This window comes from Glutamicibacter sp. TV12E (genome assembly GCF_052441935.1).
GTDB lineage: Bacteria > Actinomycetota > Actinomycetes > Actinomycetales > Micrococcaceae > Glutamicibacter.
Genome location: NZ_JBQVVF010000001.1, coordinates 787,221 through 811,541, shown reverse-complemented (window position 1 = coordinate 811,541; position 24,321 = coordinate 787,221). Strand labels below are relative to the sequence as shown.

Genomic DNA, 24,321 nt, shown 5'->3' with positions numbered 1-24,321 from the left:
TGGTGTTTTGCGAGTGGCATCATGGAGGACCTGAGGGTGATTAAAAGGTACGTTGCATTGGACAAACGGACTGATCTTTCATCGGCGGCTGCGCCCCCATCGCCCGTCGTTGTCTGTCTACAATGCAGCGTACCTTTTATAATTTAAGTCCAGACCGACGTGGTCTCCCCGATATCTGAGAATCACATAGAAATGCGATGTGCCCGGAGCTCCTCCGGGCACATCGCATTTGGGCAACTGGAGTCTTACGCTTCCGGTGCGCTCGAATCCGTGTCCTGTTTCAGCACATGATCCGAAACCTTGCCTAATGCCCGCTCCAATGAAGAGCGAAGCACAACGGGAACGGTAATGTGCTCGTCGATTTCTACCAGGCCTTCGCGCTCGAAGATGCGCAGCAGCGATTCAACCTGTGGCACAACCTCCTCGAGGCTTGGGATCAGGTGGTGCTGTTCTTCGGGAAGGTCATCCGTGGTGGGAATCTGCAATGCAAATTCGGAGCGCGGAGGCGTGGATGAGGCGGCGTTGCTCAAGACCCCGGCCACCATTTCCGCGATCTGCGCCTGGCCTGGCTTCTCCAAAGTGTTGATCAGGATGTGCGAGTACAGCACTTCCGCGATCAGTTCCTTGACCACGCGTGCACCGGCACCGCTGGAAGCCAACAGCGCTTCGCTGAGCGACTCGGTTGGCTTGGCGTTAGGCGCTTGGTAGGTCAGCATTGCAGTGCCGATCAGCGCATCCCAGTAGGCCGAAAGCCGGGGGATGTCTCCCAGCGAAGGAACGGCAGTCCCGTCTTCTGGTTCCCAGATGGCATCTTCGGGGATTGGAGCATTCTCATCGACCTTGATGAATAGGCCCAGTGCCTGGGCTGCGTCCTGCAAGGTTTCCGCCGTCAATACTCCGGCCGGTGTGGTGGGCTTGCCTTCGCCAACCCACTGGATCAGCTCGCGTGCTGCAAAGACGAATGGCATGGATTCAAAAGCGCCATTTGCTTCCTCGTCTTCTAGGTAAGGCGCGACGATCGGTGAGTCACCAGCCATGCGGGAGAGGAACTCGAAAGTCTGCTTGAAGTCCTCCACGGTGCCGCCAAAATTGGCGGAGGTGCCCAAGAATGTCAGGTAGTGCTTGAGGATTGCTGCACTAGTTGCAGCAACTTCTTTGCCCAGCGAGGACAGGTGGCCGAGCTGCTCACCAAGAATTGATGGATCCAGCGACTGTACGTCAACGCTCCTGCGCAATTGGGCATGGACGGTCAACAGGGTGGTCAACCCTTCGAGAGCTGCGCGGGTTTCGCTGGCAGGCTGGCCTTCTTCCTGGAAATGGCGGAAGAGCTGGGATTTGAACGGCTGTAGAGCCTGTCGCACCTCTGTTTCAAAAGGTACGGAGCTGGCTCCTGCTCGGCGAGCTGGATGTCCCTGAGCTGGTTTCTTCTTGGCTGGTTTGCGTGAGGCCATGTGTGTGGTGGTGTTCCTTTGAGATGGCTGATCGAGAAAGGGCAATTTTCGCTTCCTTTCAGTGTACGCAGGGCACGGTTCAGGCGTGATTCCCGGATGTTTTTGATTGCATGCCATGCGGTTAAAGTTTTCGCCTCTCGTCTGAGAATTGTTAAAAGTGCGGCGAATGTTAAAGATTTCCGCAGAAAACACACGTCACACCATGATGTGGTGGCGCTCACCGTTAAATCCTCAGAACGCGTTGAATTTCACTGCGGATCGCGCGACAGTGAACCCATGCGACCTCGTGTAAAGAGGCCAAAAGATTGCAAGGAGAGTGGGTCATGGCAGGGGTAACTGCGCCAGATCATGTTGTCGTTGTCGGTGCGGGGTTCGTAGGCTTGTCCACCGCTTGGTACCTGCAAGAAGCGGGCGTGAAAGTCACGGTTGTTGATCGAGGCGGCGTAGCCTCAGGCTCGTCGTGGGGCAACGCCGGGTGGCTGACTCCGGCTTTGACCCTGCCCATTGCGGAGCCGGCGATTTTTGCCAACGGGCTGAAAATGATGCTTGACCCGACCTCGCCGCTGTACATTCCGTTGAAGGCCGATGCAAAGTTGCTGCGCTTCTTGCTCGGCTTCGCGTGGCACTCGATGCCCAAGCGGTGGGAAGCAGCCATGCGCATCTTCTCGGAAATCGGAGGCAGCGGCCTTGGCGCCTTCGACGAGATTGCCCGGGCCACGGCAGCGGGTCCTGGCGTGTTCGAACTGACCAAACCGGCAAACCCCTTCCTCACCGGATTCACCTCGTTCAAGGACCGCGAATCGTTCCTGCATGAGTTTGAGATGATCGAGAAAACCGGCGGCAGTGTCGACTATGAATTGCTCACCGGCGACCAACTGCGCGGAATAGAGCCAACACTTTCGGATAACGTTGCCGCTGGTGTTGCTATCAAGAACCAGCGCTACATCAACCCGCCGAAGTTCATGGCTTCGCTCGCTGAATCAGTCGTTGAGCGCGGCGGCGACATTATTGGATCCTTTAACGTCACCGACATTCGCGACAACAAGAACTCGGTGACCGTGATCGGTTCCGAGGGGCGGGCAATCACCGTGGACCACGTGGTGCTGGCAACCGGCGCCTGGATGACCGATATGGCCAAGAAATTCGGGGTCAACGTAGTGGTTCAGGCCGGACGCGGCTACTCATTCACCATCGAGCCCGAACATATGCCGACGCACCCGATCTACTTCCCGACCCAACGCGTGGCCTGCACACCGCTGGGCGACCGTTTCCGGATCGCCGGCACCATGGAATTCCGGGATGTGAACCACAAGCTGGAGCCAAAGCGCATCGAAGCCATCGTGGCCGCTGCGGCTCCGGTCTACCAGGGCATCAACTGGGAGCACCGCAGGGAAGAGTGGGTGGGCGGGCGTCCTTGCACCGCCGATGGCCTTCCGCTCATTGGCCAAACTGGATCGGCTCGCGTGTCGGTAGGCGGCGGCCATGGCATGTGGGGAGTGGCTCTAGGCCCGCTGACCGGGAAGATATTGGCTGCCCAGATCACTGGTGATCAAGTTCCAGCCATTGCCCGTCACTTCAATCCGCTGCGCAAGGGATTCTAGGCAGGGGTTAGGCGCAACGGGCATTTGAGATGGGCGCTGATCCAGCTGGCCTAGCGATGCCTTGGAATTAGGCGTGCCGGGTAGAGGCGCCGGACAGGATCTGGCGGTATCCCTCGGCATAGCTCGGGAATTGCAAGGCCAGGCCGCTGCCCAGCAGCGCGGAGTTGTCCAAGCGCCGGTCACCGGCACGCCGCGTGGCCGGCGCCGTTTCCTGCTCCGGCTGCTTCAGGCCCAGTTCGGTGGCAAGGAATTGGTACACCTCGCCCAGTTGGGCTGGAGCGCTGTCCGAGGCCAAATACAGATCAGCCGCCTGGTCGCCCAAGCTGGCCACATGAACGATGGCCGCGGCCAGGTCATCGCGGTGAATCCGATTGGTCCAGTGCGAACCTGCCGGAATTCTAGCGGTGCCAGAGGTAACCAGATCAATCAGCCTGGTGCGCCCCGGGCCGTAGATGCCCGAGGCGCGCAAGACGGTCACCGGCAGGCCGCTTTCGGCGAGCGCTGCTTCGGTACGTGCCAAAATCTTTGCGGTGTCGCGGGTGGCGGCCACCGGTGCCTGCTCATTGACCCATTCGCCGTCCTCGCCGCCCATCACGGCGGTGGAGGAGATGTAGACCAGGCGGCGCAGTCGTGGCGCCTGCTCGCGAAGCCGGGCGCAAAGTTCCTGGGCCACCTGCAGATAGCTGCGCTCGTATCCTTGGACATCGCGGGTCACCGGGACCGGGCTAAGGACCACTACTTCGGTCTCTGGATCCATGTCCGGCCAGTGGCAAGGATCCAGCAGGTCGACGTCCTGCCCGGCGAACTGCTCGGGAAGCTTGCTGCTGTTGCGTCGCCACCCGGTCACCTCATGTCCCTGGGCATGGAAGCGCAGTCCGGCTTCGGTGGCGACATCGCCGCAACTGACTAGTAAAACTTTCACTGCGCTCCTTCGTGGGCAATTCTTCTGCTTCAAGATTAGAACTTCTAGCCCGATGGAAAAGTTCCGACTGCCCTCATGGTGTTGCGATGGATTCAGAACAGATCTTTATCCGGGTCGCCGGGCTAGGGATATTGTTGGCTGTTCTGATTCCACCGGTTCTGTTCCAGAATTCTGGCCAGGATAAAAGGCAAAGTGCAGCGGAATTGGGCTTTCGGTTTTTGCTCTAGGGTTAATGGCAGGCGCAAATGTGTAATTGGCGCGGACCGGCACCGATGATGAAAGCCGCTCCGCCTGAATTTATTGTTCGTGCTTTCAGAATTCCTTTACTGCCGCCAGGCGCTTGGGTTGCCGGGCCGCCAGATCCACCAATGCTAGGGTGATGATTTATCCGTTCTTCAATCATCAGGCCAGTTCCGCGTTCAACAGCCATCCTGGAAATAGCGATGGTCTTGATCTTGGCCTGGACGTTGATCGCCATCGAACCTACCGGCTGGGATCTGTCGGTGTACCGCGAAGGCGCGCTGACCCTGCTGCGCGAACCTGAGGATTTGTACGGGCCTTTTGTTGGGCCCATCAACGATCCGGGGTTGCCCTTCACCTACCCGACCTTTGCCGCCTTGCTTTTCCTTCCCATGGCGATCTTCCCGTATTGGGTCTCGGTGGCGGTGACGATGCTGGCCTCCATAGTTCTGACTTTCTTTGTCGGCAAGGACCTGGCCACCCGAATTGCCCGACGCTGGCCGCAGCTCGGCCGCTGGGTCACCCCATTGACCCTGACCTGCCTGATGCTGATTTCCGGTCCCTTCCGGGACACCATTTGGTTCGGGCAGATTAATATTTTGATACTCGGCGCTTGCTATCTGGCGTTGGCGAATTCAAAGTCCATGACTCCGTTTGTCATTGCTGTGGGTATTTGCGCAGGCATCAAGCTCACCCCAATTGCCCTGCTGATTCTTCCGTTGGCCATGCGCAAATGGCGAGCGGTCATCATCGGCACCCTGGCCTTTTTCGGCACCCAAGTCATCGGGCTGGTCTTGCAGTGGCGCAACACCTTGGACTATTGGTTCGACGTGGTGCGCGACCCTTCGCGCGTGGGCAATGTCGGCTATATCGACAATATTTCCCTTCAGGGTTTCCTGACCCGCCTGGGCGCGGGTTCGCTGATCTGGTTTGTGCTGGCGCTCGCCGTTGGCCTGGCGTTTATTGCCCTGCTCTACAAGCTGGATGGAACCGTTGAGCCGGTGGTGCTGTTGGGCATTGCCGCAACGTGCCCGTTGCTGGTATCGCCGGTGAGCTGGTCGCACCACTGGGTGTGGGGTCCGGTGATGGCCTATGCCTGGGCCGTGGTGGCCCTCCGCCTGGACGCTTGGCCGCGTCGGATCATGCTGGCGATATTGGTGCTGTTCAGCATCGAATTGATGGTTTCGGCGAAATGGACCATCCGCTTCTTTGGCATCCATCCGGATCATGAGCTGTCGGCCTGGTGGTATATCTGGCCTGCCGTCCCGGTGGTGGGCATGGTGTTGTGCCTGGTGATTGCCTTGTGGGCCAAGCCGCGGGAACTGCTCGAAGCATCACCAATGTGAAGCATCCTGCCGGGCGCTGTACAATTCTTGTATTCGAATATTTGTACTAGCTTATGGCAGGGAGTGGCGGTGTGGCTGACGAACAGGAACTGGTGCCTCCGGGCGCCAGCCAGGGCCCGGTGCAAGCCGTATCCGCGATGGGATTCCCCTCGCCAGCGCGCGACTACTTCGATAGCGGCCTGGATTTGAACCGGCTGCTGGTCCGGGATCGGGTGTCCACCTTCATCATGCGGGTAAGCGGGCATGCCATGCAGTCCGCCGGGATTCATGATGGCGATGAAGTAATCGTCGACCGTTCGCTATCGGTCCGCCATGCTTCGGTGGTCATTGTGAACCTCAACGGCCAGATGCTGGTCCGGCGCTGGCAAATCGATGGGCCCAAGGTAGGATTGCTCAGCGACGAATCGCCACTGCCGGTCTGGCTGGACGAAGGCGATGAAGTGGGAGTTTTCGGCGTGATAACCAGGTGCCTGCATCATGTCCGCTGACCATGTATCCCTGGTGGACGTGAACAATTTCTACGTGTCCTGCGAGCGGGCCTTTGACTACTCGCTGCGCAACCGGCCGGTAGTCGTGCTCTCGAATAACGACGGCTGCGTTGTCGCCCGATCGCAGGAAGCCAAAGACCTCGGCATAGCCACTGGCGAGCCATTCTTCAAGGTCCAGCGTTTCATGGACAGCCACCACCTGGCCGTGCGCTCAAGCAACTATGAACTCTACGGCGACATGTCCGCCCGCGTCATGGAACTGCTCGGCCGCTACGGAACCTGGCATGAGGTGTATTCCATCGATGAATCGTTCATCGGCTTGGAAGGAAGCCTGGAACAGGTGCGCAGTACCGCAGCGCAGATCCGCAAGGCCATCGACAAGGTCGTCGGTGTCCCGGTCTGCGTCGGAGTGTCCTCCACTAAAACCCTGGCCAAGCTGGCCAACCATATCGCCAAGCACAATCCGGGCCTCGGCGGCGTGTGCGTTCAGCAGCTGATGGAGCAGCAGGTTCTGGGCAATATTCTTTCCCGGGTTCCCGTGACCGACGTGTGGGGCGTCGGGCGAAAATCCGGAGCCAAGCTGGCCAGCATGGGCATTGAAACCATCGCGGATTTGAGGGACGCCGACCCATTGATCATCCGCAAGAAATTTTCGGTGGTGCTGCAGCGCACCGTGTTCGAGCTCAATGGGCAGCGCTGCATCGGCCCGGTGGAAGAACGCGCGGATCGTGGGCAGGTCATGTTCACTCGATCCTTCTCGACCCCGGTGCGCACCCATGAGGCCATGGAGGAAGTCATGTCCATCTACGCGCAAAAGGCCGCCAGCCGATTAGCGAGCGAAGGCCGCTATGCCTCGCTGCTGACAGTTACCGCAGGGACCAGCAGATTTGCCCAGGGCGAGTCGTCATTCCCCAGCGCGCAGGTGCGCCTGCCTCGGCCAACACGCGATCCGATCCTGCTGAGCAAGCTGGCCATCGCCGCCATGGGGGACCTGATGCAGCCGGGCATGGATTACGTGCGCGGGGGAGTGATCCTTTCCGGGCTGAGCGATTCGCCGGGAGAAAAGCAGCTGGATCTCTTCGGGCTTGGCGACGAGCAGGAGGAGGAAGAGAAGAAGAACGTTTCTTCGGTAGTGCAGGATATTTCCGCCCGTTTCGGGGCGAAGTCCATCGGCTTGGGTCCCGCGGGGATGGCCCAGAGCCCGACCTGGACGATGAAGCGCGAACATATTTCCCAGCGCTACACCACCGAATGGGATGAGCTTCTGGAAGTCCGGGCCTAGAACATTGAATCAGGCCCTCCCTGAAGAAGCTTTCGGCGTCTTCGCAGAACCGGAGGGAGGATGGAATCATGACTACTCACGACAGGCAGCTCATGTCGTTGGGAATGCTCACGATGCTCTTGCTCAGTGGCTGCAGCACGCCGAGTTCGCAGAACAATGCTCCCAGTTCAACGAGCGCCGTGCCCTCATTTTCAACCTCGCCCACTGGCGAACCGTCCGGTCCTGCGCCCAGCACTTCAGCAACGCCCACGCCAAGCCAGAAACCGACGGTGCGCCAGCAGGCGGAAGAACTGGCAGACCAGCTGTCGATTGAGCAACAGGCAGCAAGCCTGGTCATGGCAGGAGTCCCGGCGACAGGAGCCGGCAGCAGCGAACTGAAGGCCATGAAGAAGCAAGGCATCGGCAACGTATTCTTGCGCGGGCGGTCGCAGCTTTCACTCGAGCAGACCGTTGCGAAAGTCGGAAGCATAACCAAAACCCTGAAATCCAATGTTCCTGAAGGGCTGCCTGTATGGGTGGCCACCGATCAGGAAGGCGGATTTGTCAGGGTGCTGCAGGGCGCCGGGTTTAGCCAGCTGCCCACCGCTTCCGAACAGGGCCAATGGTCCGCCGGCGAGCTGTCCTCGCGCATCCAGCAAGCCGGTGAGGAGCTGGCCGAGGCCGGGATCAATGTGAACCTCGCACCGGTGGCGGATGTCGTTCCCGCCGCGATCGGCGCCAGCAACGCGCCGATCGGCTATTTCGGGCGGCAGTACGGCAACACCGCCGGCGAGGTTTCCTCAGCCATCACCACCGTGAATGACGCCCTGGACAAAGCCGGGGTGCAACCGGTGGTCAAGCACTTCCCTGGACTGGGCCGGGTGTCGAAAAATACCGACACCTCAACCGGCGTCACCGACACGGTGATCGGCGCGGAGGCCACCGACCTTGAGCCTTTTAAGCAGGCGATCAGCCAAGGCAACGCGTGGGTCATGATTTCCAACGCCCGCTACGCCAAACTTGATGAGAAGAATGATGCGCCCTTCTCGAAGAAGATCATCACCGGGCTGCTGCGCCAGGACCTGGGCTATGAGGGGGTGGTGATTTCCGACGACCTTTGCGAGGCACAGCAGGTCAGCCCGGTTCCCATGGGCCAAAGGGCAGTGAAGTTCGTGGCGGCCGGCGGAACTGTGCCGCTATGCGTTAAATCCGATCAGGCGGCCATCATGGCCATGGCGCTGGCTGCCGAAGCCAAGGGCGATAAGAAGTTCGCAGGTCAGGTCCGTGAGGCGGCAACGGCGATTCTGGAAGCAAAGCTGCGCCAGAACTGAGCACTGCCCCGCTTTTGGGGTTAAGAAAGGCCCGGGGCGCATTCCTACTCGCTAGGAAGCGCCCCGGACCTGGTCTCGGGAAAGCCGGAGGCTACTTGCTCTTTGGCTTTCCGGTCTTGCCGGAAACGATGTCCAGCACCTGTGCACGCTCCCCGCTGGCGTTGTGCAGGTGCAGCAGCAGCGCCTTGGAAGCCTTGGTGCTATCGGCAACGGTTACCGGGATCTTGTTGCCCTTCAGGTCTGTGAACAGCGAGCCTTCTGCACCAAAATCAACCTGCGGCGTCGCCGCGTTGAAGTCGATCCAGCCGGTCTGGTCCACGGGAACCATCGAGCCGGCCTCATCGGTGTTGTACCAGGTGTAGCCAAGGACACGGTAGGAGATCTGCGCTGCGTCTTCGCTCAGGCCCAGGGCCGAAAGCGAGACCGGCAGGATTGCCGTATTGGTGTCGAAGGTGTTGGTGTCAACATCGCCCAGCACGCCGTTCACTGGCTGCAGGTCAACCTGCTCGCCGGTGGCCAGATCGAAGGTCGCTGCCAGATCCAGGTCGACCTCATCCATGGCGGCGGTGAAGGTGACGAAGTCAGCCTTGCCATCGTTATTGGTGTCGATTTCGACATCCAACTCGGTGCCACCGGCCAGGTGGGCCCAGTTATCCCAGGTGGAGATGCCGATGTTCAGCTGTCCATCGGCCACACCGGTGCGAGGCGCGGTGCTCGAAGCGCCGACATACTGCAGATCCATGGACCGTGCTGCCGGGATGGAATCCAGCGAGGCGTCGCCGCGTTCGCTGGAAGCACCGAGTTCAAAGGCACCGAGCAACGAGGTCACTTCGGTAGCGCCCTGCCCAGCGGTGATGTCCTTGCCCTTCAGGCTGAGCATCGTGGTATCCGAGCCCTTCTTCAGCTTCTTCGCCGAACCGGACATGTCGGCGACCAGCTTCGGAGCTGCCTGGACTGGGATGCGCAGGGTCGGAGCGTCGCTGCTGGTCAGCTCAACGCGACCGGTAGCATCGGCCAGCCATGCACGGGACAGCCCGGACTGGGTGGTGTCCATAGTTGGATCGATGGTCTTGGCCCACTTCTGCGGATCAACACTCAGGGTCACGGTCAGCTGCGCGCTCTTGCCTGCTTCCACGGTGATGCTCTTGCGGTCCAGGGTGTAGGTAGCACCGGGGATCTGCGTGGAAGCAACGTAGCCGGCCTTGTAGGTCTGGGCCTTGTCGCTGGTGTTCTGAACGGTAATCTGACGCTGCGCGGAGTAGCCCTTCGTGCCGTTGAGCTCGATCACTCCGAAGACCACGCTGGTCAGATCCGGTGCCTCGGAATCGTAGGCAAAGGCCGGGGTCTGGATGGCGGCATCGGCCATCACCCGGCCAGCGCCTACGCGGTTTGGCCCGTAGGCCTCGCCGTTGGCGGCCTTGACGTCGGTGGCAGCGGTGTTCATGATGACGCTCTTGGCCTCATAGGGGGTGTAGTCGCTGTCTTCAAGAACCAGTGCCGCAATGCCTGCTACCAGCGGGGTGGCCATTGAGGTGCCCGACATGACGGCGGTGCCGGTGCCGGTGCCGACACCGACCGAGCCTATTTGCGTGCCCGGTGCGGCAACGTCAGGCTTGACTACGCCGTTGGTGCCATGAACGCCGCGCGAAGAGGAGGAGTTCAAGGTATCTCCGGCGCCGGATCCGCTGGAAGCGCCTCCAACAAATTCAGGAGACAGGGTCACCTTCAGCGTGCCAGCCTCTGCAGCTGGGCGCAGCCGCTGCGACTCATCCAAGGTGAACTGGGCACCTGGGATGGTGGCGTTGCCCGCGATACCGGCATCGAAGAGGTTGGCTTCGGAATCCAGGAGAACACCGGTGGCACCGGCGGCTTCAGCGTTGTTTAAACGAGCGCCGGATCCACAAGGGAATTCGCCGTTCTCGCTCCACTTGAGCCAAACCCACTTGCCTTCCAATGAACCCGCTTCAAATGCGTCGCAACCATATTCGTTGCCGGCAGGGGCCATCACAACTTCACCGGAGAGCTTTGCTGGGTCAGCATTGGTGTAGTTGAAGTTTGCGGAGTACTGGCCCGAAGCAGTACCTGCAACATCGCCTGGCTCGTCGACCTGGATCTTGTCCAGGGTAACGTGCGAGCCAACCGAGTTGGCAACGGTCAGCGAGGACCGCGAGTTGCCGGGGGAGCCGCCGACGTCGGTGACATCGCCTGCGTTGCCCGAGGCGACTACCGAGAGGATGCCGGCCTTGGTCAGGGCATCAACGATGTCGTTTTCCGGGTCTTCGGTCGGTGAGTGATCCGAGCCCAAGGACATGTTCACTACCTGGGCGCGGTCGGAGAAGTCGCCGTCGCCATTGGGATCCAGGACGTAATCCAGTGCCTGGCCCACCACGGAGGAGGAGCCTTCGCAACCGAAGACGCGGATGCCGATCAGCTGCGATCCGGGCGCCGAGCCGGGGCCGACCTTCATCTCCGAGAGGGCTTTGGCATCCAAGTCAGCGTAGTTTCCGGTGAAAGTGGAGCCATCGGCATTCACGCCGTAGCCGGCGGTGGTGCCTGCAACGTGGGAGCCGTGGCCGGCAGCCTCGCAGTCCAGCGGGTTGGGGTCCGGGTGCGGAATGGGCTGGTAGCTTTCATCTGCATCGTCGGCGTTGTAGTCATCGCCGACCAGGTCCCAGCCACCGATGAACTTGTTGCCATCGCGCAGCCCGGAGTCGGTTGAAGGCAGCTGCTCGGAGGCTTGCGCTTCCTTGTAGGCTTCCAGGGTGCCGGGGCCGCCGAAGCTTGCGTGGGTGTAGTCCACGCCCGTGTCCAAGACGGCGACCTTGATGCCTTCGCCGGTCTTGTCCAGGGACTTCCACGATTCCAGGGCTCCGGTATCAACTACGGAACTGCGGTTTGATGGCTTCTTCGGAACGATGGAGCTGATTTTTGCAACGTCGCTGCGTTCTGCGAGTTTGCGGAGATCATCAGCGTCGCCGGTGAGGGCCACGCCCCGCAAAGCATTGTGCGTGGTGTAGATGATCGTGGAGTTCGCTTCGGCCGCGAGCTGCTTGCCCTTGGCCTTGACGTCCTTGCCCATCTTCTTGACCTTGGCGGTGTCTTTTTTCTTGCCAGACTTCTTGACGGCCTCGAATGCGCCGTCGCCCTCGAGCTGCACGAACACCGATACCTTGCCGGAGGCTTTGGCTAGTGGTCCTGAAACTTTGAGTTTTGACAGCGCCTGGGAGCTGCTAATCGGCAGCGAGAAAGCCTGTTCGCCATCTGCTGGTTGAGGAATGCCTGCTGCACTTGCCGGACCTGAGAGGGTGACAGCCATTGCAAGTGCAGTGGCTGACCCCAAAATCAGGCGCGGTACTCGTTGCGTGCGCCGAGTGACCATGGTTCTCCTAGCTGGGCTGGGTAGCGGTACTGCTCCCGTCACGGGGCGGGCGAAAATGGCAAAGCGGTGCGAGCTTTGATGATCGTCCGAGGCGACGTCCGCTGGTGCGTCGTCCTATAGCTAGGAATCCTAGGTGACGCACGGCATATATCAAGGGGTTGTTGAATAATATTCTGTAAACGGCACTCGGGACGGTTGGGCCATTTCACAATAAAAACCGCGCAGCACTGCGACAAACCCGCCCGGCGCTAGCCGTTGAGCGCGAGGATTTTTTAGAAAAATTCGTCGCTTTGTTACTCATCAGTTGGCTAGCGCCGAACGGGTTTGGCGATCGGGAGATGGGTTCGGTCCGCGGTGCTCCTAGAGGCGGTTCAAGAAGCTGTGCACGCGCTCGTCGAGCAGTTGGATGCGCTCGGCGACAACTACCATCGGATCCGGATAGATCGGATTCTTAGGAGGCGGGATGCGCACGTTGCGCGAGCACTCGAAGTTCAGGCAAATCAGCGTTCCCAGGGTGTCCCCGTCGCGACCTGCCTGTCCTGCTCGGCGAGTGGTCCACATGCCCACGGCGGCAGGGATGTTGACGTCCCGGCACATCTCGCACATGGCGGCGTTACTCGTTTTGCGTCCACTTTCGGTGGGACGCAGCAAGATGCCCCGGGTCCGGCCCGTTTCGTCGACGTGGAACAGGTAGCCGCGCTGCTGCATCTTGGGGTCCCGCCAACCGAGGTAATCGATGGAATCCCAGTCGAGGGAGTTGAAGTCTTCGGGGAGCGTCAGTTTTTTGGCTTCCTGGCGGCTAGCGTTAATGAAGGAAGAACGAATGGTTTTTTCGGTTAAGGGCTGCATGATAATCCTCAATAAGTCCGCGCGCAGAAAAAGGGCGCGCGAAGGTATTAGTCAAAAAAGGGACGTTGAGGTCTGCAATGAAACGAAAGAATGGGCAACTAAGGAAAACCCAAAGGCCAAGGCCCTGGGCGGTTATTACTTGCCAGCCCCGTTCGACGCGCAGACGAACGGGTGGAGCGTCAAAGTGGCTTGCATAGCCGACCGCCCTTTCCCGTGGCTAATTCACGCGTCGATGATTGATGTTCTACAACTACCGTAGCAAGAGTCGCTAGATGATGCCAATGAGCATGATCACGCTTAAAGCTGGTGCCGGCCGCATCCATCAGGGACACGGCCGGCACCATGGTTCTTGCAGGGAAGGGAGCCCGGTCTAGCGGCGTCCGCCCTGCCAGAGGGCATCAAATGGGGTGTTGCCCGAGACGCGGTTGCGAATGCCTTCGGTCACGAAAGCCTTGGCGGTTCGCGCTGCGTCCAAGGCGGTCGCTCCCTTGGCCAGTTCCGCGGTGACGGCAGCGGCCAGCGAGCAACCTGCACCGGAAACAGCGACTTCGCCGATCTTCTTCTCGCGCAGCACTTCCAGGGTCGTGCCGTCGTAGAAGACGTCGATCGCGTCTTCGCCGGAGATGCGCACGCCGCCCTTGGCCAGAACGGCTGCGCCGGAAATTTCGTGAATCTTCTTGGCTGCTGCGATCAGGTCTTCTTCGGTGCTGATCTTCAGGCCCGAGAGCTGCTCGGCTTCGAAGTGGTTTGGGGTCACGAAGGTTGCCAGTGGAAGCAATTCCGACTTCAGCGCTTCGTCGGTATCCAGTGCGTGGCCAGGCTCCTGGCCCTTGCAGATCAGTACTGGATCCAGCAGCACGTTGTCCCATTTCTGGGACTTCAAGGCGGTGGCGACGGTGTTGATGGTTGCAGGCGAGCCCATCATGCCCAGCTTGACGGTGCCCAGCTTGTCTTCGTAGCAGGTCTGGATTGCTTCGAGCTGATCTTCAATGACCTGCTGGTCCACTGGGACAAAGCGGTGGTTCCAAGAATCCTTGGGATCAAAAGAGACAATGCAGGTCAATGCCACGATGCCGTAAGTTCCCAGTTCCTGGAAAGTCTTCAGATCGGCCTGGGCGCCAGCGCCACCGGTGGCTTCGGATCCGGCGATGGTCAAGGTGATGGCTGGGTCAACAGTGTTTGTATTAGTCATAGTCTCAATTAAAAGTAGTGCGGAATGGAATCGAATTAATTATGCTGCCAGAAGGCCAGTTCGGTCGCCTTGGACCATCCGGCCGGCAGCTGCGCGGCATGTTCTTCTGTGGCTACCAAGAGCAGCCAGGGCAGGCCGTGGCTGAAAGCTGAGCCGGCGAAGTTGGCCAGCACTGCGCGACGAGCCGTGTCCGGATCATCGGGGGAGAACAGATCGGGATCATTGAGCAGGCCGTAGGTTGGGCCAAAATGCATTCGGCCACGGGCTACGGGACGGTCGAAGTCCGTTACCTCGACGACATCGTAGTTTTCCATGGGAGCTTCGAAAAGCCCAGACGTGTCGGAAAGCTTGACGACCTGCTCAACGTCTTCGGGCTTTCCTGCCAGCAGGTGCATCGTTGCGCTGTGCTGCCACCCCTCGCCCTGCAGCTTGGCTCGGATGCCGTTGTTGGCGGGACCCAAAAAGATCAATCGCTGCGCATCTGTCGGCGCGGTCCATGAATCCTCTGGCCAATAACGCAAGATCTCTACGTCATCGCCGTCCTGGTTCACCGACCGAATTTCCTGCTGGTTGGGGAAGGACGCAATGCGGTCGCGAAGTAATGCGTAGTCGCTGGTCCAACTTGGCAATGTTCGCGCAGTTGAGCTCATGGTGTTGCGTTCTCCTTTTTGGTTCGCTAGGGATCACCTATCGGCAACACAGACTTTACGCCTAAAAACGGGGCAATACTCAACTGGGTTGCCCCGTTGCAATGTCCCCGCCGGATGGCGCAGGAACTAGGAGGCCTTGGGGCGCCGCAAAGTCGAGCGAGCCGGCAGGTCCACCTCGGTTTTGTCGATGGCTTTTGGATCCATCAGGGCCAAGATGTCTTCAAAGAGGGAACGGACCACCGGCAGGCGGCAAAGCACCGCGAACTTGGCGACCACCGGTGCCATATTTTTCATCAGCGCTCGGGAGCGGCGCTGCTGCGGCGACTGGTCATAGGCCCACGCGGAAAAGACATGGCGGGACACCAGAAGAAGGAACTTCGGCAGATCGCGGCGGATTCCCAGCGGCGGCAACGGGCGGGCGCCAGCAACGGCTTGTTCCCACAGCGAGAGCTCAATTTTCGACACCTGTTCACTGGCGTACTCGTCGGACAGCAAAACCTTCAAGAAGACCGGACCGAACTCGTGATAGGGCGCCAACGCAAGGACCCCGGCATCCAGCACCGCGCGGATATTGGATTCCAAGGTATTGCCCTCATCCAAGCGGCCTTGGCAAAGGCCGTACTGCTCGTTGCGCAAGTTCAGCAGCAGCTGGGCGACGATGTCTTCCTTGGATTGGAAATAGTAATACGCGTGGGAAAGCGTCACCCCGGCGTTGGCGGCAATAACTCGCATGCTCGACGCCCGGTAGCCATCTTCGGCAAAGCAGTCCAAAGCGGTCGACAGGAGCTTGGCCTGCGTCTGACGACCTTTTTCGGTGCGTGGTTGGATACTCATCGGCCCTTCAAAAGCAATGTGGTGAAGTTCAGTCTAGCATTTTTTGAACGCGTTCAAAAAATGAAAAAATTCATGCGGATGCACGGGAGAGTGATCACTGCGGTATTAGATTCCTCGATTTAATATTTCGAAGAAATAGTAGTGAGATGCCGAATTCTCGGTTTTTTTATTTCTAGAACTTGGTTGTGCGCTAAAGCAATCAGCAACCACCAGAGACCAACATGGGATACTTGCTAAGTAAGTGCTAATACAGCGGAACTGCACGCAGGCTGAAACTCCACCTTTTTTACAGGGCAGGGGCATGCCTTCGTCGCAAAATTCTGGCGAACCACTTTGACAAGGACAACGAGCATGGGCGAAATCAACGCCGCAAATAATCTGACCAAAACCAAAAAAGCGGTCTTCGCTTCCGCCGGTTCCCCCTACTTCTCCACGGTACTCACCCTGATGGGCGCGATCGTGATCCTCTCGAACATCGGCGCTTCCAAAGGCGTGAGCTTCGGACCTGTCATTACCGACGGCGGCTTCTTCCTGTTTCCAATGGCCTACATCCTCGGCGACGTCATTTCGGAAGTGTACGGGCTGAAAGCAGCTCGCAGATCGATCATTCTCACCTTCGCGCTGGCCATCTTCGCGGTGATCTCGTTCTGGATCATGATCCAGTTGCCTTCCGCGGAATTCTACGATGGGCAAGAAGCCTTGGAACGGACCTTGGGGCCAATCTGGCAGATTGTCCTCGCTTCGGCCTGCGGATTCTTCGTCGGCCAGTTCGCCAATTCGTGGGTGCTGGTCAAGCTCAAGGAACGCACTGGTGAACGGGGGCTGATTGGACGCCTGATCGGCTCCAGCGGCGTCGGCGAGTTCTTGGATACGCTGATCTTCTGCGCTATTGCAGCCCCGGTCATCGGCATTAGCGACGCTCCGAACTTCATCAACTACGTAGTCGTTGGATTCGTTTACAAGACAGCTGTTGAAATCATTCTGGTGCCAGTGACCTCATTGGTCATCCGATGGTTCAAGAAACGCGAGCCAGGCTATATCCAAGCCGCCAACGCAAGCTAGGCAACCCGTGGGCATCATCCGCAAGGACGATGCCCACGGTTGTATCCGAAGGCTAACGTTGTCACCATGCAGACAGGTCAGAGCGCTGAATACCAACTGGAAGCAAAAGACCTGACCATCGGGTATCCGCAACGAACCATCTGCGGACCACTGAACCTGCAACTGTCCGCAGGACAGGGAGTGGGAATTATCGGGGCCAACGGCAGCGGAAAATCCACGTTGATTCGCACCATCCTCGGACACCTTCCACCGGTGCACGGCGAGGTTCAATTCCTGGGTCTGCCCGTGGATGAGGATTCGAAGGCCTTCCGCCGTGAGGTAGCAGTCCAAGTCGCCGACGGAACATTTTTCGAGGAACTCAGTGTCGCCGAGCATCTTGAATTGGTGGCTCGTGGCCACGGATTGCTTTCATGGCAACAGAAAGTTGAAGAAGAGCTTGAATTTTTCGATCTGCAAGCAGTCGCAAGGCTGCTTCCCGGTGAACTGTCCTCCGGCCAAAGACGCAAGGTGTTATTGGCAGCAACCTTGATTCGGCCAGCCCAGCTGGTGCTTCTCGACGAGCCAGAACAGCGTTTGGACCTGCGGATCAGGCAGAAGCTCTATGCGCGGCTAGCTGCGTTGCGGCACTCAGCAATGACATTGCTCGTCGTTACTCACGACCCGCAACTGCTTCGCCAGAGCCTGGACCATGCCCTGCTGCTAGATGAGGATCAAGGCAAAATTCTCAGCGCCAAGGCCGGAGCGCAGTGGCTTGAACGATAGCGAAAGATTGGCCGAAGCTTCCGGATTCGATCCGCAGCAGCTTATCCTCCGAGCCAAGCGCCGGCGGAACTTTTCAGAACGCTTTGATAGTTTTTCGGACGCCTACGTATGGGTGCTGGCCGCTCTTGTGGCCCTGGCATATTTGTTCAGCGCGATCTTTGGTCTCATCTTCGCCCTGCTTGGGCAAGGCGTAGCGCACCCAAAAATGCCGACTGCAGTATGGAGCCTCCAAGAGCTGTCTCCAATCTTGCTGGCGCTTGCGGGCATCTGCCTGTTGCGATTGCTATTGCACCTAGGCCCGGTGGCCGTGAATGCGGCCACTGCCGACTGGTGGTTGCCTTTGCCCCTTAGTTCCGCCTCCCTCCGGGCTCGTGCCCTGCGCAAGGCGCTGTTGTTCGGGATGCTCGCAGCTGCCTTTGCCGGGGCGTTATGGCTGATCGTCCTCTACGGCCTAACCGGTGCCTTGGACCCGCTGCTGGCTGGTTGTGCGTTGGCTTGCTTTGTCCTGGCCGGCCTCCTGTTAGCCAATGCGGGAGTCGTCGTGCAAAGCTACGGGCTGCAAAGCCAGGCGCAACGCTGGCTCGGAGGATCTGTCATGGCAATCATTGCTGTGCTTGCGATCTTCTGGGGCTTGCTGGCAGTGGAAAACCGATGGGCTACGAGCGCAGTGCAAAGCATGGCTGCTTCAATTCTGCAATTACGCACATGGACTTATGCCTCGGCCATCTTGCTGGCCCTGGGCATAATTGGCACCTGGTGGGCGATGCAGCGCAACCGGCACATTGGCTCGCGCTCCCTCCGCTCATCAGGCGAGAAGCAACAGCTGGCGCTCGGTTCTCTAATGCAGGCCGATGGCCGGGCCGCCACCGGTCCTTCAGCGGTTGCCATCGGCCGCAGACGGCGACACGGAAGGCTCATCGCCGCGAGTCTTCCGGTGATCTGGAGGATCCTGGCGTTGCGCCTGATGCGAGCCGGCTATTGGCGCACCATCGCTGGTTATTTGCTGCTCGTGATGGCCCTGGCAGCGGCCGTTGACCAGGTCGCGAACCCCTTGAGCGCCTTGGTCTTTTATATGGCTCTCGGCGTGCTGTTGGCCCTGAACATCTCGGGAGTCATTGCCCCATTGCTCACGCAGCCTCAACTGACACAACACCTGGGACAATCGGCTGCCACATTGAACCAAACAGCGGCCCTATTTGCCGTGCTCTACAGCGCCGTAGCGCTGAGCGCATTGACCGGGGGACTAGGACTGCTGGGCATTGTGGACTTGAGCCGCTTCTGGTTGTGGTGCGCTGCGCTGGTCATCGGAGCCCTAGGCAGCGCAGCGGCCAGTCTCGGGCATGCACAACGCAAGGAACGAGACTGGGAGAGCCTGCTGGGTAGTGCCACCAGCGAAGCGACGATTGGCTTCGTCCTGTTCAGCAAACTCTCCACGCTGGTTCGCGCTATGGCGACCTTTGCTCCCTTGTTTTCGTTGGCGCTTAGCCCGAGCACTGAAATTGCCTGGCCGCTATGGGTGATTTCCCTGCTATTCACCTTCCCTGCTTTGCGATTAGTAGTCGGAGAGTTTCCGAGGAGATCGGGTGGATAGGATGAGACGATGAGCGTAGAAATAGCAATTCAAAACCCCGGAGATCTCGACACTCAGCGGCTGTACGCGTTGCTCAAATTGCGTACCCACGTTTTTATTGTCGAGCAGCGTTCGTCCTACCCGGATTTGGATGGCTTGGACCTTGCCGAGGGTACGGTGCATTTGAGCGCATGGGAAGACGGAGAATTGTTGTGCACCGTGCGCATCCTTGACGTTCACGGGGAGGACCCGCATATTGGACGGGTTGCCACAAAGCTTGAAGCCCGCGGCCGCGGGCTGGCTGGAATGCTGATGGAACGAGCGGTGGACGTGTGCCGAACCGACGCCCGGATTCACCTTGGCGCGCAAACCCAGCTGGAAGGCTGGTACGGAAAGTTCGGTTTTGAACGCTGCGGCGAAGACTTTGACGACGACGGAATCATGCATCTGCCAATGATCAGAAAAGCAGTGGCAGCTTCGGCCTAAATACGAAGAGTGGGCGTCGTTGTCCCGCCGTGCGGCGGGACAACGACGCCCACAGCTTTATAGTCTTGGCTACTTAGCGGCCGGCTGGCCCTGGGGATCCGGCTTGCCAGCGTAGTAGCTTGCCAAGACCTGATCCTTGAGCTCGAAGAAAGTGCCGTCCTCCAGCGCCTGGCGGGCAGATTCAACCAAGCCGACAGTGAAGTGCTCGTTGTGGATGGAAATCAGGGTGTGGCTGAGCAGTTCCTTGCCCTTGTACAAGTGGTGAATGTACGCGCGGGTGAATTTCTGGCAGGTGTAGCAGTCGCAGCCTTCCACCAGAGGGGTGAAATCGCGCTTGTAGCGGGCGCCTGAAAGGTTGAAACGGCCCCACGGGGTGTAGAAAGCGGAGTTGCGGGCCACGCGAGTCGGGGAGACGCAGTCAAAAGTGTCAGCACCGTTTTCAATGGCCGTAAAGATGTCATCAGGCTCGGAAATGCCCAGCAGGTGGCGAGGCTTGTTCTCCGGAAGCTCCTCGGCGCACCAGCCAACGATGGTTCCAAGATTTTCCTTCTCCAAGGCGCCGCCGATGCCAAAACCATCGAAGGCCATGGCCCCAAGATCCTGGCAGGCCTTGCGACGGAGATCCTCGTACTGCGCGCCCTGGATCACACCGAAAAGGGCTTGGTATTCCTTGCCTTCGCGGGAATCGGTCAGCGCGAAGTGCTCGGCGATGCAACGCTCAGCCCAACGGCGGGTGCGCTCCAAGGACTCAACCTGGTAGCCACGCGAATTCTGCAAGGTGGTCAGCTCGTCAAAGGCGAACATGATGTCCGCGCCGATCTGGTGCTGGACCCCCATGGATATTTCTGGCGAGAAACGATGCTTGGTGCCATCAAGGTGGGATTTGAACCAGACGCCGTCCTCGTCTACGTTGGCCAGGCGTTCCTTGCCCGGCGCTACCGCGTCATCCGGGCCAGACTGGTCAACGGACTTCATATCGATGACCTTCTTGAAACCGGAACCCAAAGACATCACCTGGAATCCTCCGGAGTCGGTGAAGGTAGGACCATGCCAGCCCATGAACTTGCCCAGCCCGCCGGCCTCATCGAGAATATCCGCACCCGGCTGCAGGTACAGGTGGTAGGCATTGGACAAGACCGCCTGGGCTCCGAGCTCTTCAACTTGGGCCGGGGTCACTGCCTTGACGGTAGCCTTGGTGCCCACCGCGATGAACGCAGGGGTTTTGATCTCGCCGTGTGGCGTGCGGATGACACCGGTGCGGCCCAGCATGGGGGAGCCGTCGGGTGCGGTGAGCCGGGTTCCGACCTCAAATCCGAATTCTTCCTGGCGGGCATGTGGGGCGCTGGGGTCAAAGTTCTTTTCGGGCACGTACCAAGTGTGCCGTATTAACGCGTCGGTGAGGAAAACGACAGTGCCAATGTGCCCGCATACCTAGCCCCTCACAAGGCAATGAGCGAATAATGGGAGATGTGCGTTGTGTCCAACGCGACGGAAGGAAACTGTGGGCCTGGAGAAACTGAAGGAATCAACCAAAGCGCTGATCACGCTCGGCCCGGCCCGCAAGGACCACTGGATTGGGTTGCGCACCGGTATTGGCATCTTTGCGCCCCTCATCACCCTTTTTGCCATCGACCGGCTGGATCTCGTGGTCTTCGCCGTCTTCGGCGCTTTCACCGGTGTCTATGGCCGAGTTGATGGCTACTGGAACCGCCTGCGGATGCAGATTCGCTCGGGGCTCCTGTTCTTTGTCGTCATCGCAGTGGCCCTGTCCGCCTCATATTGGTGGATTGACCATGAAAATCCAGAGGTAATGAAGTGGCAGATTGTCGGTGCAACCACCCTGGTCGCCGGCATCTGCTCGGTGCTTGTTGGCTTAATGCGATTGCGCCCCGGCGGTTCCTTGTTCCACATCTTCGCTTTTGCGGCCATTGCCTCGATTCCCCATCCGGCGCCGATGGGCGAAGCCCTGCTGGTGGCCGCACTGACCATCTTGCTGGCCCTGGTCATCGGGTCGGCAGGAGCCCTGGGGCAGTGGGCCAACCTCTGGCAGAGAACCCCCTTGCCGCCGCTGTCCGACAACGTGCGCAAGGCGATCTGGTGGGAAGGGCTGTTCTACATACTTTCCGCTGGGGTGGCCGGAATTCTTGCCAATACCCTGGGATCCCAGCTATCGGCTGGCCACAACTATTGGGCCATGGTGGCCGCGGTGGTGCCACTGGTTGGACATACCACCAGATTGCGAATCCGCCGTGGTGTGCACCGTGTGCTTGGCACCCTGGTAGGCATGATCTTGATGGCGCTGCTGATCTGGCTCAATCCGCAGGTTTGGATCCTATTGGCCGTTATCGCAGTCTGCCAATTCCTGGCCGAGTTGCTGGTGATGCGCAATTACTTCCTGGCACAGATCTTCATTACGCCGATGGCGCTGGTGGGAATATCCCTGGGGACCGGGCTCAGTGGCGCGGTGATGTATGACCGTGTGGTTGAAACCCTGATCGGCTGCGCCGTGGGCATGCTCGGCGTGCTCTTGGGAAGCTGGTTCGGCCTGGTTCTCAAACGCAAGCAGGGCTTGCTTCCCAAGAGTGGAAGCTGAACTTAGATATTCACGCCTACGTGGGCTAATGCCTGGCGGAGTATATTTTCACGGCCGCCGGCAAACTCGCCCTGGATGTCGGAGCTCAACGCCTCCGCAGGCGAAAGCCAGGTCAGTTCAAGCGCGTCTTGGCGTGGAGAGGACTCGCCTCGCACCGGGACGATGTAGCACATGGACACCGCGTGCTGGCGGTCATCGGTCAGGCCGGTTTCGCTCGGAGCAGGGAAGTACTCCGCCACGGTGAATGGAACCGGGGAAGCAGGAAGCTGCGGCAGCACCAAGGTGCCCAGATCCTTTTCGATGTGCCGGATCAGGGCAGCGCGAATCGTTTCGCGGTACATCACGCGTCCGGAAACGAAGGTTCGGAGCATGCGCCCGTCGTCGTCGCCGGTCAGCAGAAGCCCTACTTCATTCACGTAGCCCAGCGGGTCAAGGCGAACTGGAATCGCTTCAACATAGAGCATTGGCAGGCGCTGGCGCGCCTCATAGAGATCTTCATCAGAAAGCCATCCGGGATAAGGATCTGGGGTGCGCACGTTCATGCTTCTATCTTCGTACACAAACCCCATTTGATCCATGAAGCTGTATCTGTGTTGCGTAACTCACCAATTGGCTGCCAACACGCTCTAGTGCCGCTGGAGTTCTCCGGATAAAATTGATTGAGCTATCCCAATCCCTTGCCTGTGCGTTCAATGCGGGCCTCGGAAAGCACATCCCCTTTTCAATTACTCGTGGAAGCAGAATTCTGCCGTGACGAACGCTCCAGAACGACTGAGCAAAAAGAACTTCACCACGATTGCGGTGCTGATCGTATCCAGCTTCGTGGTCATCTTGAACGAGACCATCATGAACGTGGCCTTGCCCGTTCTGATGCACGAATTCAACGTCACCCCGGACGCCATCCAGTGGCTGTCTACGATCTTCATGCTCACCATGGCAGTGGTCATCCCGATGACCGGATTCCTGCTGCAACGGCTGAGCGTGCGCAATGTATTTGTGCTGGCCATCGGATTGTTCACCCTGGGCACCATTCTGGCCGCTGCGGCACCGGGACTAACCGTCCTTCTGGTCGCCCGCGTGATCCAGGCCTGCGGTACCGCCATCATGATGCCGTTGCTGATGACCACCATCTTGCACCTTGTCCCGGCCGAACGCCGTGGTGTGCTGATGGGCAACGTGTCCATCGTGATCTCGGTGGCGCCGGCCATCGGGCCCACGCTGTCCGGGCTGATCCTGCAGTACCTGTCCTGGCGCTTCATGTTCATCGTGATCATCCCGATCGCGATTGCTGCCCTGATTATCGGCACCCCCCGCTTGTCCACCGAGGTGGACGGCGCATCCACCCCGTTGTCGGCCGCTTCGGTCATCCTGGCCATCCCTGCCTTCGGTGGCTTGGTCTTTGGCCTGAGCCGGCTGTCCGTGGGTGTCAGCCCGGTCAACATTGGCATCCTGGCAGTGGCCCTTCTGTGCCTGGCCGCCTTCGTCTTCCTGCAACTGCGGTTGCAGAAGGAAGACAAGGCCCTGCTGGATCTGCGGCCGCTGAACTTCAAGGACTTCACGCTCTCGCTGCTGCTGATGATGTTCGCGATGATCTCTCTGTTCGGTGTCATCATCCTGCTGCCGATGTTCTTCACCAATGTGCTGGGCATCGAAACCTTGACCACCGGCCTGATCATGCTTCCCGGCGGTTTGCTGATGGGAATCATGGCTCCGATGGTTGGCAAATTGTACGACCGCGTAGGTGCGCGCCCGCTGATCGTTCCGGGCGCCATCATCCTGCTGGCTTCCCTGCTGGGCTACGCGCTGATCCTGGATGAAAGCACCCCCATCTGGTTGCTGGTCGTGCTGCACCTGGTGATGAGCTTGGGATTGGCGTTCATCTTCACCCCGGCGTTCACCACCGCGCTGAACCCGCTGCCGCACCACCTGCACTCGCATGGTTCGGCACTGCTTTCCACCCTGCAGCAGCTGGCTGGCGCCATGGGCACCGCGCTGCTCGTGGGAGTGGTTGCATCGACCACCGCCTCAAGGCTGGCCTCGGGCAGCGATCAGCTGACCGCTGCAGTGGACGGCTTCCAGCCTGGCTTCTTGATCGGTGCCGGCTGCAGCGTCGGCATTCTCATCATCGGGTTCCTGCTTGGCGGCAAAAAGGACCTGGTGAGCCTCGACGCCCAACCGGCCGCTGCTGAAAAGCACTAATTCGATTCTGGGAACAAAAATTGCTGGATGTTCTTCCCGAACATCCGGCAATTTTTTGTCTCTGGACCCTTGGGCTGCTTTTGCCGCAGCTGGCACGGCAGTAGG

Annotated in this window: 20 protein-coding genes and 1 pseudogene; 11 read left to right on the top strand and 10 right to left on the bottom strand. The window is 59.4% G+C overall.

Annotated features, from left to right (window positions below):
• Positions 1-245 precede the first annotated feature (245 nt).
• On the bottom strand, positions 246-1,451 hold the full coding sequence (locus ACT7DV_RS03685; protein WP_444660933.1) for a hypothetical protein: 1,206 nt from the start codon (positions 1,449-1,451) through the stop codon (positions 246-248).
• Between the two features lie 296 nt (positions 1,452-1,747).
• Here ACT7DV_RS03685 and ACT7DV_RS03680 point away from each other — a divergent pair.
• Positions 1,748-3,052: pseudogene (locus tag ACT7DV_RS03680) on the top strand (NAD(P)/FAD-dependent oxidoreductase); the annotation flags it as partial.
• 67 nt (positions 3,053-3,119) lie between these two features.
• Here ACT7DV_RS03680 and ACT7DV_RS03675 read toward each other — a convergent pair.
• A complete protein-coding gene (locus ACT7DV_RS03675) occupies positions 3,120-3,974 on the bottom strand; it encodes an NAD-dependent epimerase/dehydratase family protein (protein WP_444660932.1) in 855 nt (284 codons plus the stop codon).
• Positions 3,975-4,417: 443 nt separating this feature from the next.
• On the opposite strand from ACT7DV_RS03675, the gene ACT7DV_RS03670 reads away from it, so the two are divergent.
• The 3 genes from ACT7DV_RS03670 to ACT7DV_RS03660 all read left to right on the top strand — a co-directional run bounded on the left by ACT7DV_RS03670 (position 4,418) and on the right by ACT7DV_RS03660 (position 7,330).
• Positions 4,418-5,560 carry a glycosyltransferase 87 family protein gene (locus ACT7DV_RS03670; RefSeq protein ID WP_444660931.1) on the top strand — a complete coding sequence of 381 codons (1,143 nt, stop codon included), beginning with the start codon at positions 4,418-4,420 and terminating at the stop codon, positions 5,558-5,560.
• A gap of 71 nt (positions 5,561-5,631) precedes the next feature.
• Entirely contained in the window at positions 5,632-6,048 is a 417-nt protein-coding gene (locus tag ACT7DV_RS03665) for a LexA family protein (RefSeq protein WP_444660930.1), read from the top strand.
• A complete protein-coding gene (locus ACT7DV_RS03660; protein ID WP_444660929.1) occupies positions 6,038-7,330 on the top strand; it encodes a Y-family DNA polymerase in 1,293 nt (430 codons plus the stop codon). The genes ACT7DV_RS03665 and ACT7DV_RS03660 overlap by 11 nt, the downstream gene beginning before the upstream one ends.
• A gap of 76 nt (positions 7,331-7,406) precedes the next feature.
• Here the strand turns inward: ACT7DV_RS03660 and ACT7DV_RS03655 are convergent, their stop codons facing one another.
• Positions 7,407-7,580, bottom strand: coding sequence for a hypothetical protein (locus ACT7DV_RS03655; RefSeq protein ID WP_444660928.1), 174 nt, complete (start codon positions 7,578-7,580; stop codon positions 7,407-7,409).
• Positions 7,581-7,599: 19 nt separating this feature from the next.
• Here ACT7DV_RS03655 and ACT7DV_RS03650 point away from each other — a divergent pair, with 19 nt between their 5' ends.
• Positions 7,600-8,640: a glycoside hydrolase family 3 N-terminal domain-containing protein gene (locus ACT7DV_RS03650; RefSeq protein WP_444660927.1), complete on the top strand. Its 1,041-nt coding sequence runs from the start codon at positions 7,600-7,602 to the stop codon at positions 8,638-8,640.
• A gap of 91 nt (positions 8,641-8,731) precedes the next feature.
• Here ACT7DV_RS03650 and ACT7DV_RS03645 read toward each other — a convergent pair whose 3' ends face one another.
• From ACT7DV_RS03645 to ACT7DV_RS03625, 5 genes are all read right to left on the bottom strand, one after another.
• The gene (locus tag ACT7DV_RS03645) at positions 8,732-12,019 is read right to left on the bottom strand and encodes a S8 family serine peptidase (protein ID WP_444660926.1); all 3,288 of its coding nucleotides are present in this window, start codon (positions 12,017-12,019) and stop codon (positions 8,732-8,734) included.
• A 360-nt stretch (positions 12,020-12,379) separates the two neighbouring features.
• Entirely contained in the window at positions 12,380-12,868 is a 489-nt protein-coding gene (locus ACT7DV_RS03640; RefSeq protein ID WP_444660925.1) for an FBP domain-containing protein, read from the bottom strand.
• 370 nt (positions 12,869-13,238) lie between these two features.
• The gene (gene thiD, locus ACT7DV_RS03635) at positions 13,239-14,060 is read right to left on the bottom strand and encodes a bifunctional hydroxymethylpyrimidine kinase/phosphomethylpyrimidine kinase (protein WP_444660924.1); all 822 of its coding nucleotides are present in this window, start codon (positions 14,058-14,060) and stop codon (positions 13,239-13,241) included.
• A gap of 35 nt (positions 14,061-14,095) precedes the next feature.
• Positions 14,096-14,710, bottom strand: a complete 615-nt coding sequence (locus ACT7DV_RS03630) for a hypothetical protein (protein ID WP_444660923.1) — start codon at positions 14,708-14,710, stop codon at positions 14,096-14,098.
• A 126-nt stretch (positions 14,711-14,836) separates the two neighbouring features.
• Positions 14,837-15,544: a TetR/AcrR family transcriptional regulator gene (locus tag ACT7DV_RS03625; RefSeq protein WP_444660922.1), complete on the bottom strand. Its 708-nt coding sequence runs from the start codon at positions 15,542-15,544 to the stop codon at positions 14,837-14,839.
• A 351-nt stretch (positions 15,545-15,895) separates the two neighbouring features.
• Between ACT7DV_RS03625 and ACT7DV_RS03620 the strand changes: the two genes are divergently transcribed.
• The 4 genes from ACT7DV_RS03620 to ACT7DV_RS03605 all read left to right on the top strand — a co-directional run bounded on the left by ACT7DV_RS03620 (position 15,896) and on the right by ACT7DV_RS03605 (position 19,424).
• Positions 15,896-16,606 (top strand): queuosine precursor transporter, encoded by a 711-nt coding sequence (locus ACT7DV_RS03620; RefSeq protein WP_060700507.1) that lies wholly within the window; start codon positions 15,896-15,898, stop codon positions 16,604-16,606.
• Between the two features lie 66 nt (positions 16,607-16,672).
• Positions 16,673-17,368 carry an ABC transporter ATP-binding protein gene (locus ACT7DV_RS03615; RefSeq protein ID WP_444660921.1) on the top strand — a complete coding sequence of 232 codons (696 nt, stop codon included), beginning with the start codon at positions 16,673-16,675 and terminating at the stop codon, positions 17,366-17,368.
• Positions 17,358-18,959 carry a hypothetical protein gene (locus ACT7DV_RS03610; RefSeq protein WP_444660920.1) on the top strand — a complete coding sequence of 534 codons (1,602 nt, stop codon included), beginning with the start codon at positions 17,358-17,360 and terminating at the stop codon, positions 18,957-18,959. Before ACT7DV_RS03615 ends, ACT7DV_RS03610 begins: the two co-directional genes overlap by 11 nt.
• Positions 18,960-18,968: 9 nt before the next feature.
• Positions 18,969-19,424, top strand: a complete 456-nt coding sequence (locus ACT7DV_RS03605; RefSeq protein WP_444660919.1) for a GNAT family N-acetyltransferase — start codon at positions 18,969-18,971, stop codon at positions 19,422-19,424.
• A 69-nt stretch (positions 19,425-19,493) separates the two neighbouring features.
• Here the strand turns inward: ACT7DV_RS03605 and tgt are convergent, their stop codons facing one another.
• Positions 19,494-20,792, bottom strand: coding sequence for a tRNA guanosine(34) transglycosylase Tgt (tgt, locus tag ACT7DV_RS03600; protein ID WP_444660918.1), 1,299 nt, complete (start codon positions 20,790-20,792; stop codon positions 19,494-19,496).
• Positions 20,793-20,925: 133 nt separating this feature from the next.
• Here tgt and ACT7DV_RS03595 point away from each other — a divergent pair, with 133 nt between their 5' ends.
• Positions 20,926-22,017: an FUSC family protein gene (locus tag ACT7DV_RS03595; RefSeq protein ID WP_444660917.1), complete on the top strand. Its 1,092-nt coding sequence runs from the start codon at positions 20,926-20,928 to the stop codon at positions 22,015-22,017.
• Between the two features lie 2 nt (positions 22,018-22,019).
• Here the strand turns inward: ACT7DV_RS03595 and ACT7DV_RS03590 are convergent, their stop codons facing one another.
• A complete protein-coding gene (locus ACT7DV_RS03590; RefSeq protein WP_060700512.1) occupies positions 22,020-22,559 on the bottom strand; it encodes an NUDIX hydrolase family protein in 540 nt (179 codons plus the stop codon).
• A 208-nt stretch (positions 22,560-22,767) separates the two neighbouring features.
• Here ACT7DV_RS03590 and ACT7DV_RS03585 point away from each other — a divergent pair, with 208 nt between their 5' ends.
• Positions 22,768-24,216 carry an MDR family MFS transporter gene (locus tag ACT7DV_RS03585; RefSeq protein ID WP_444660916.1) on the top strand — a complete coding sequence of 483 codons (1,449 nt, stop codon included), beginning with the start codon at positions 22,768-22,770 and terminating at the stop codon, positions 24,214-24,216.
• Positions 24,217-24,321 lie beyond the last annotated feature (105 nt).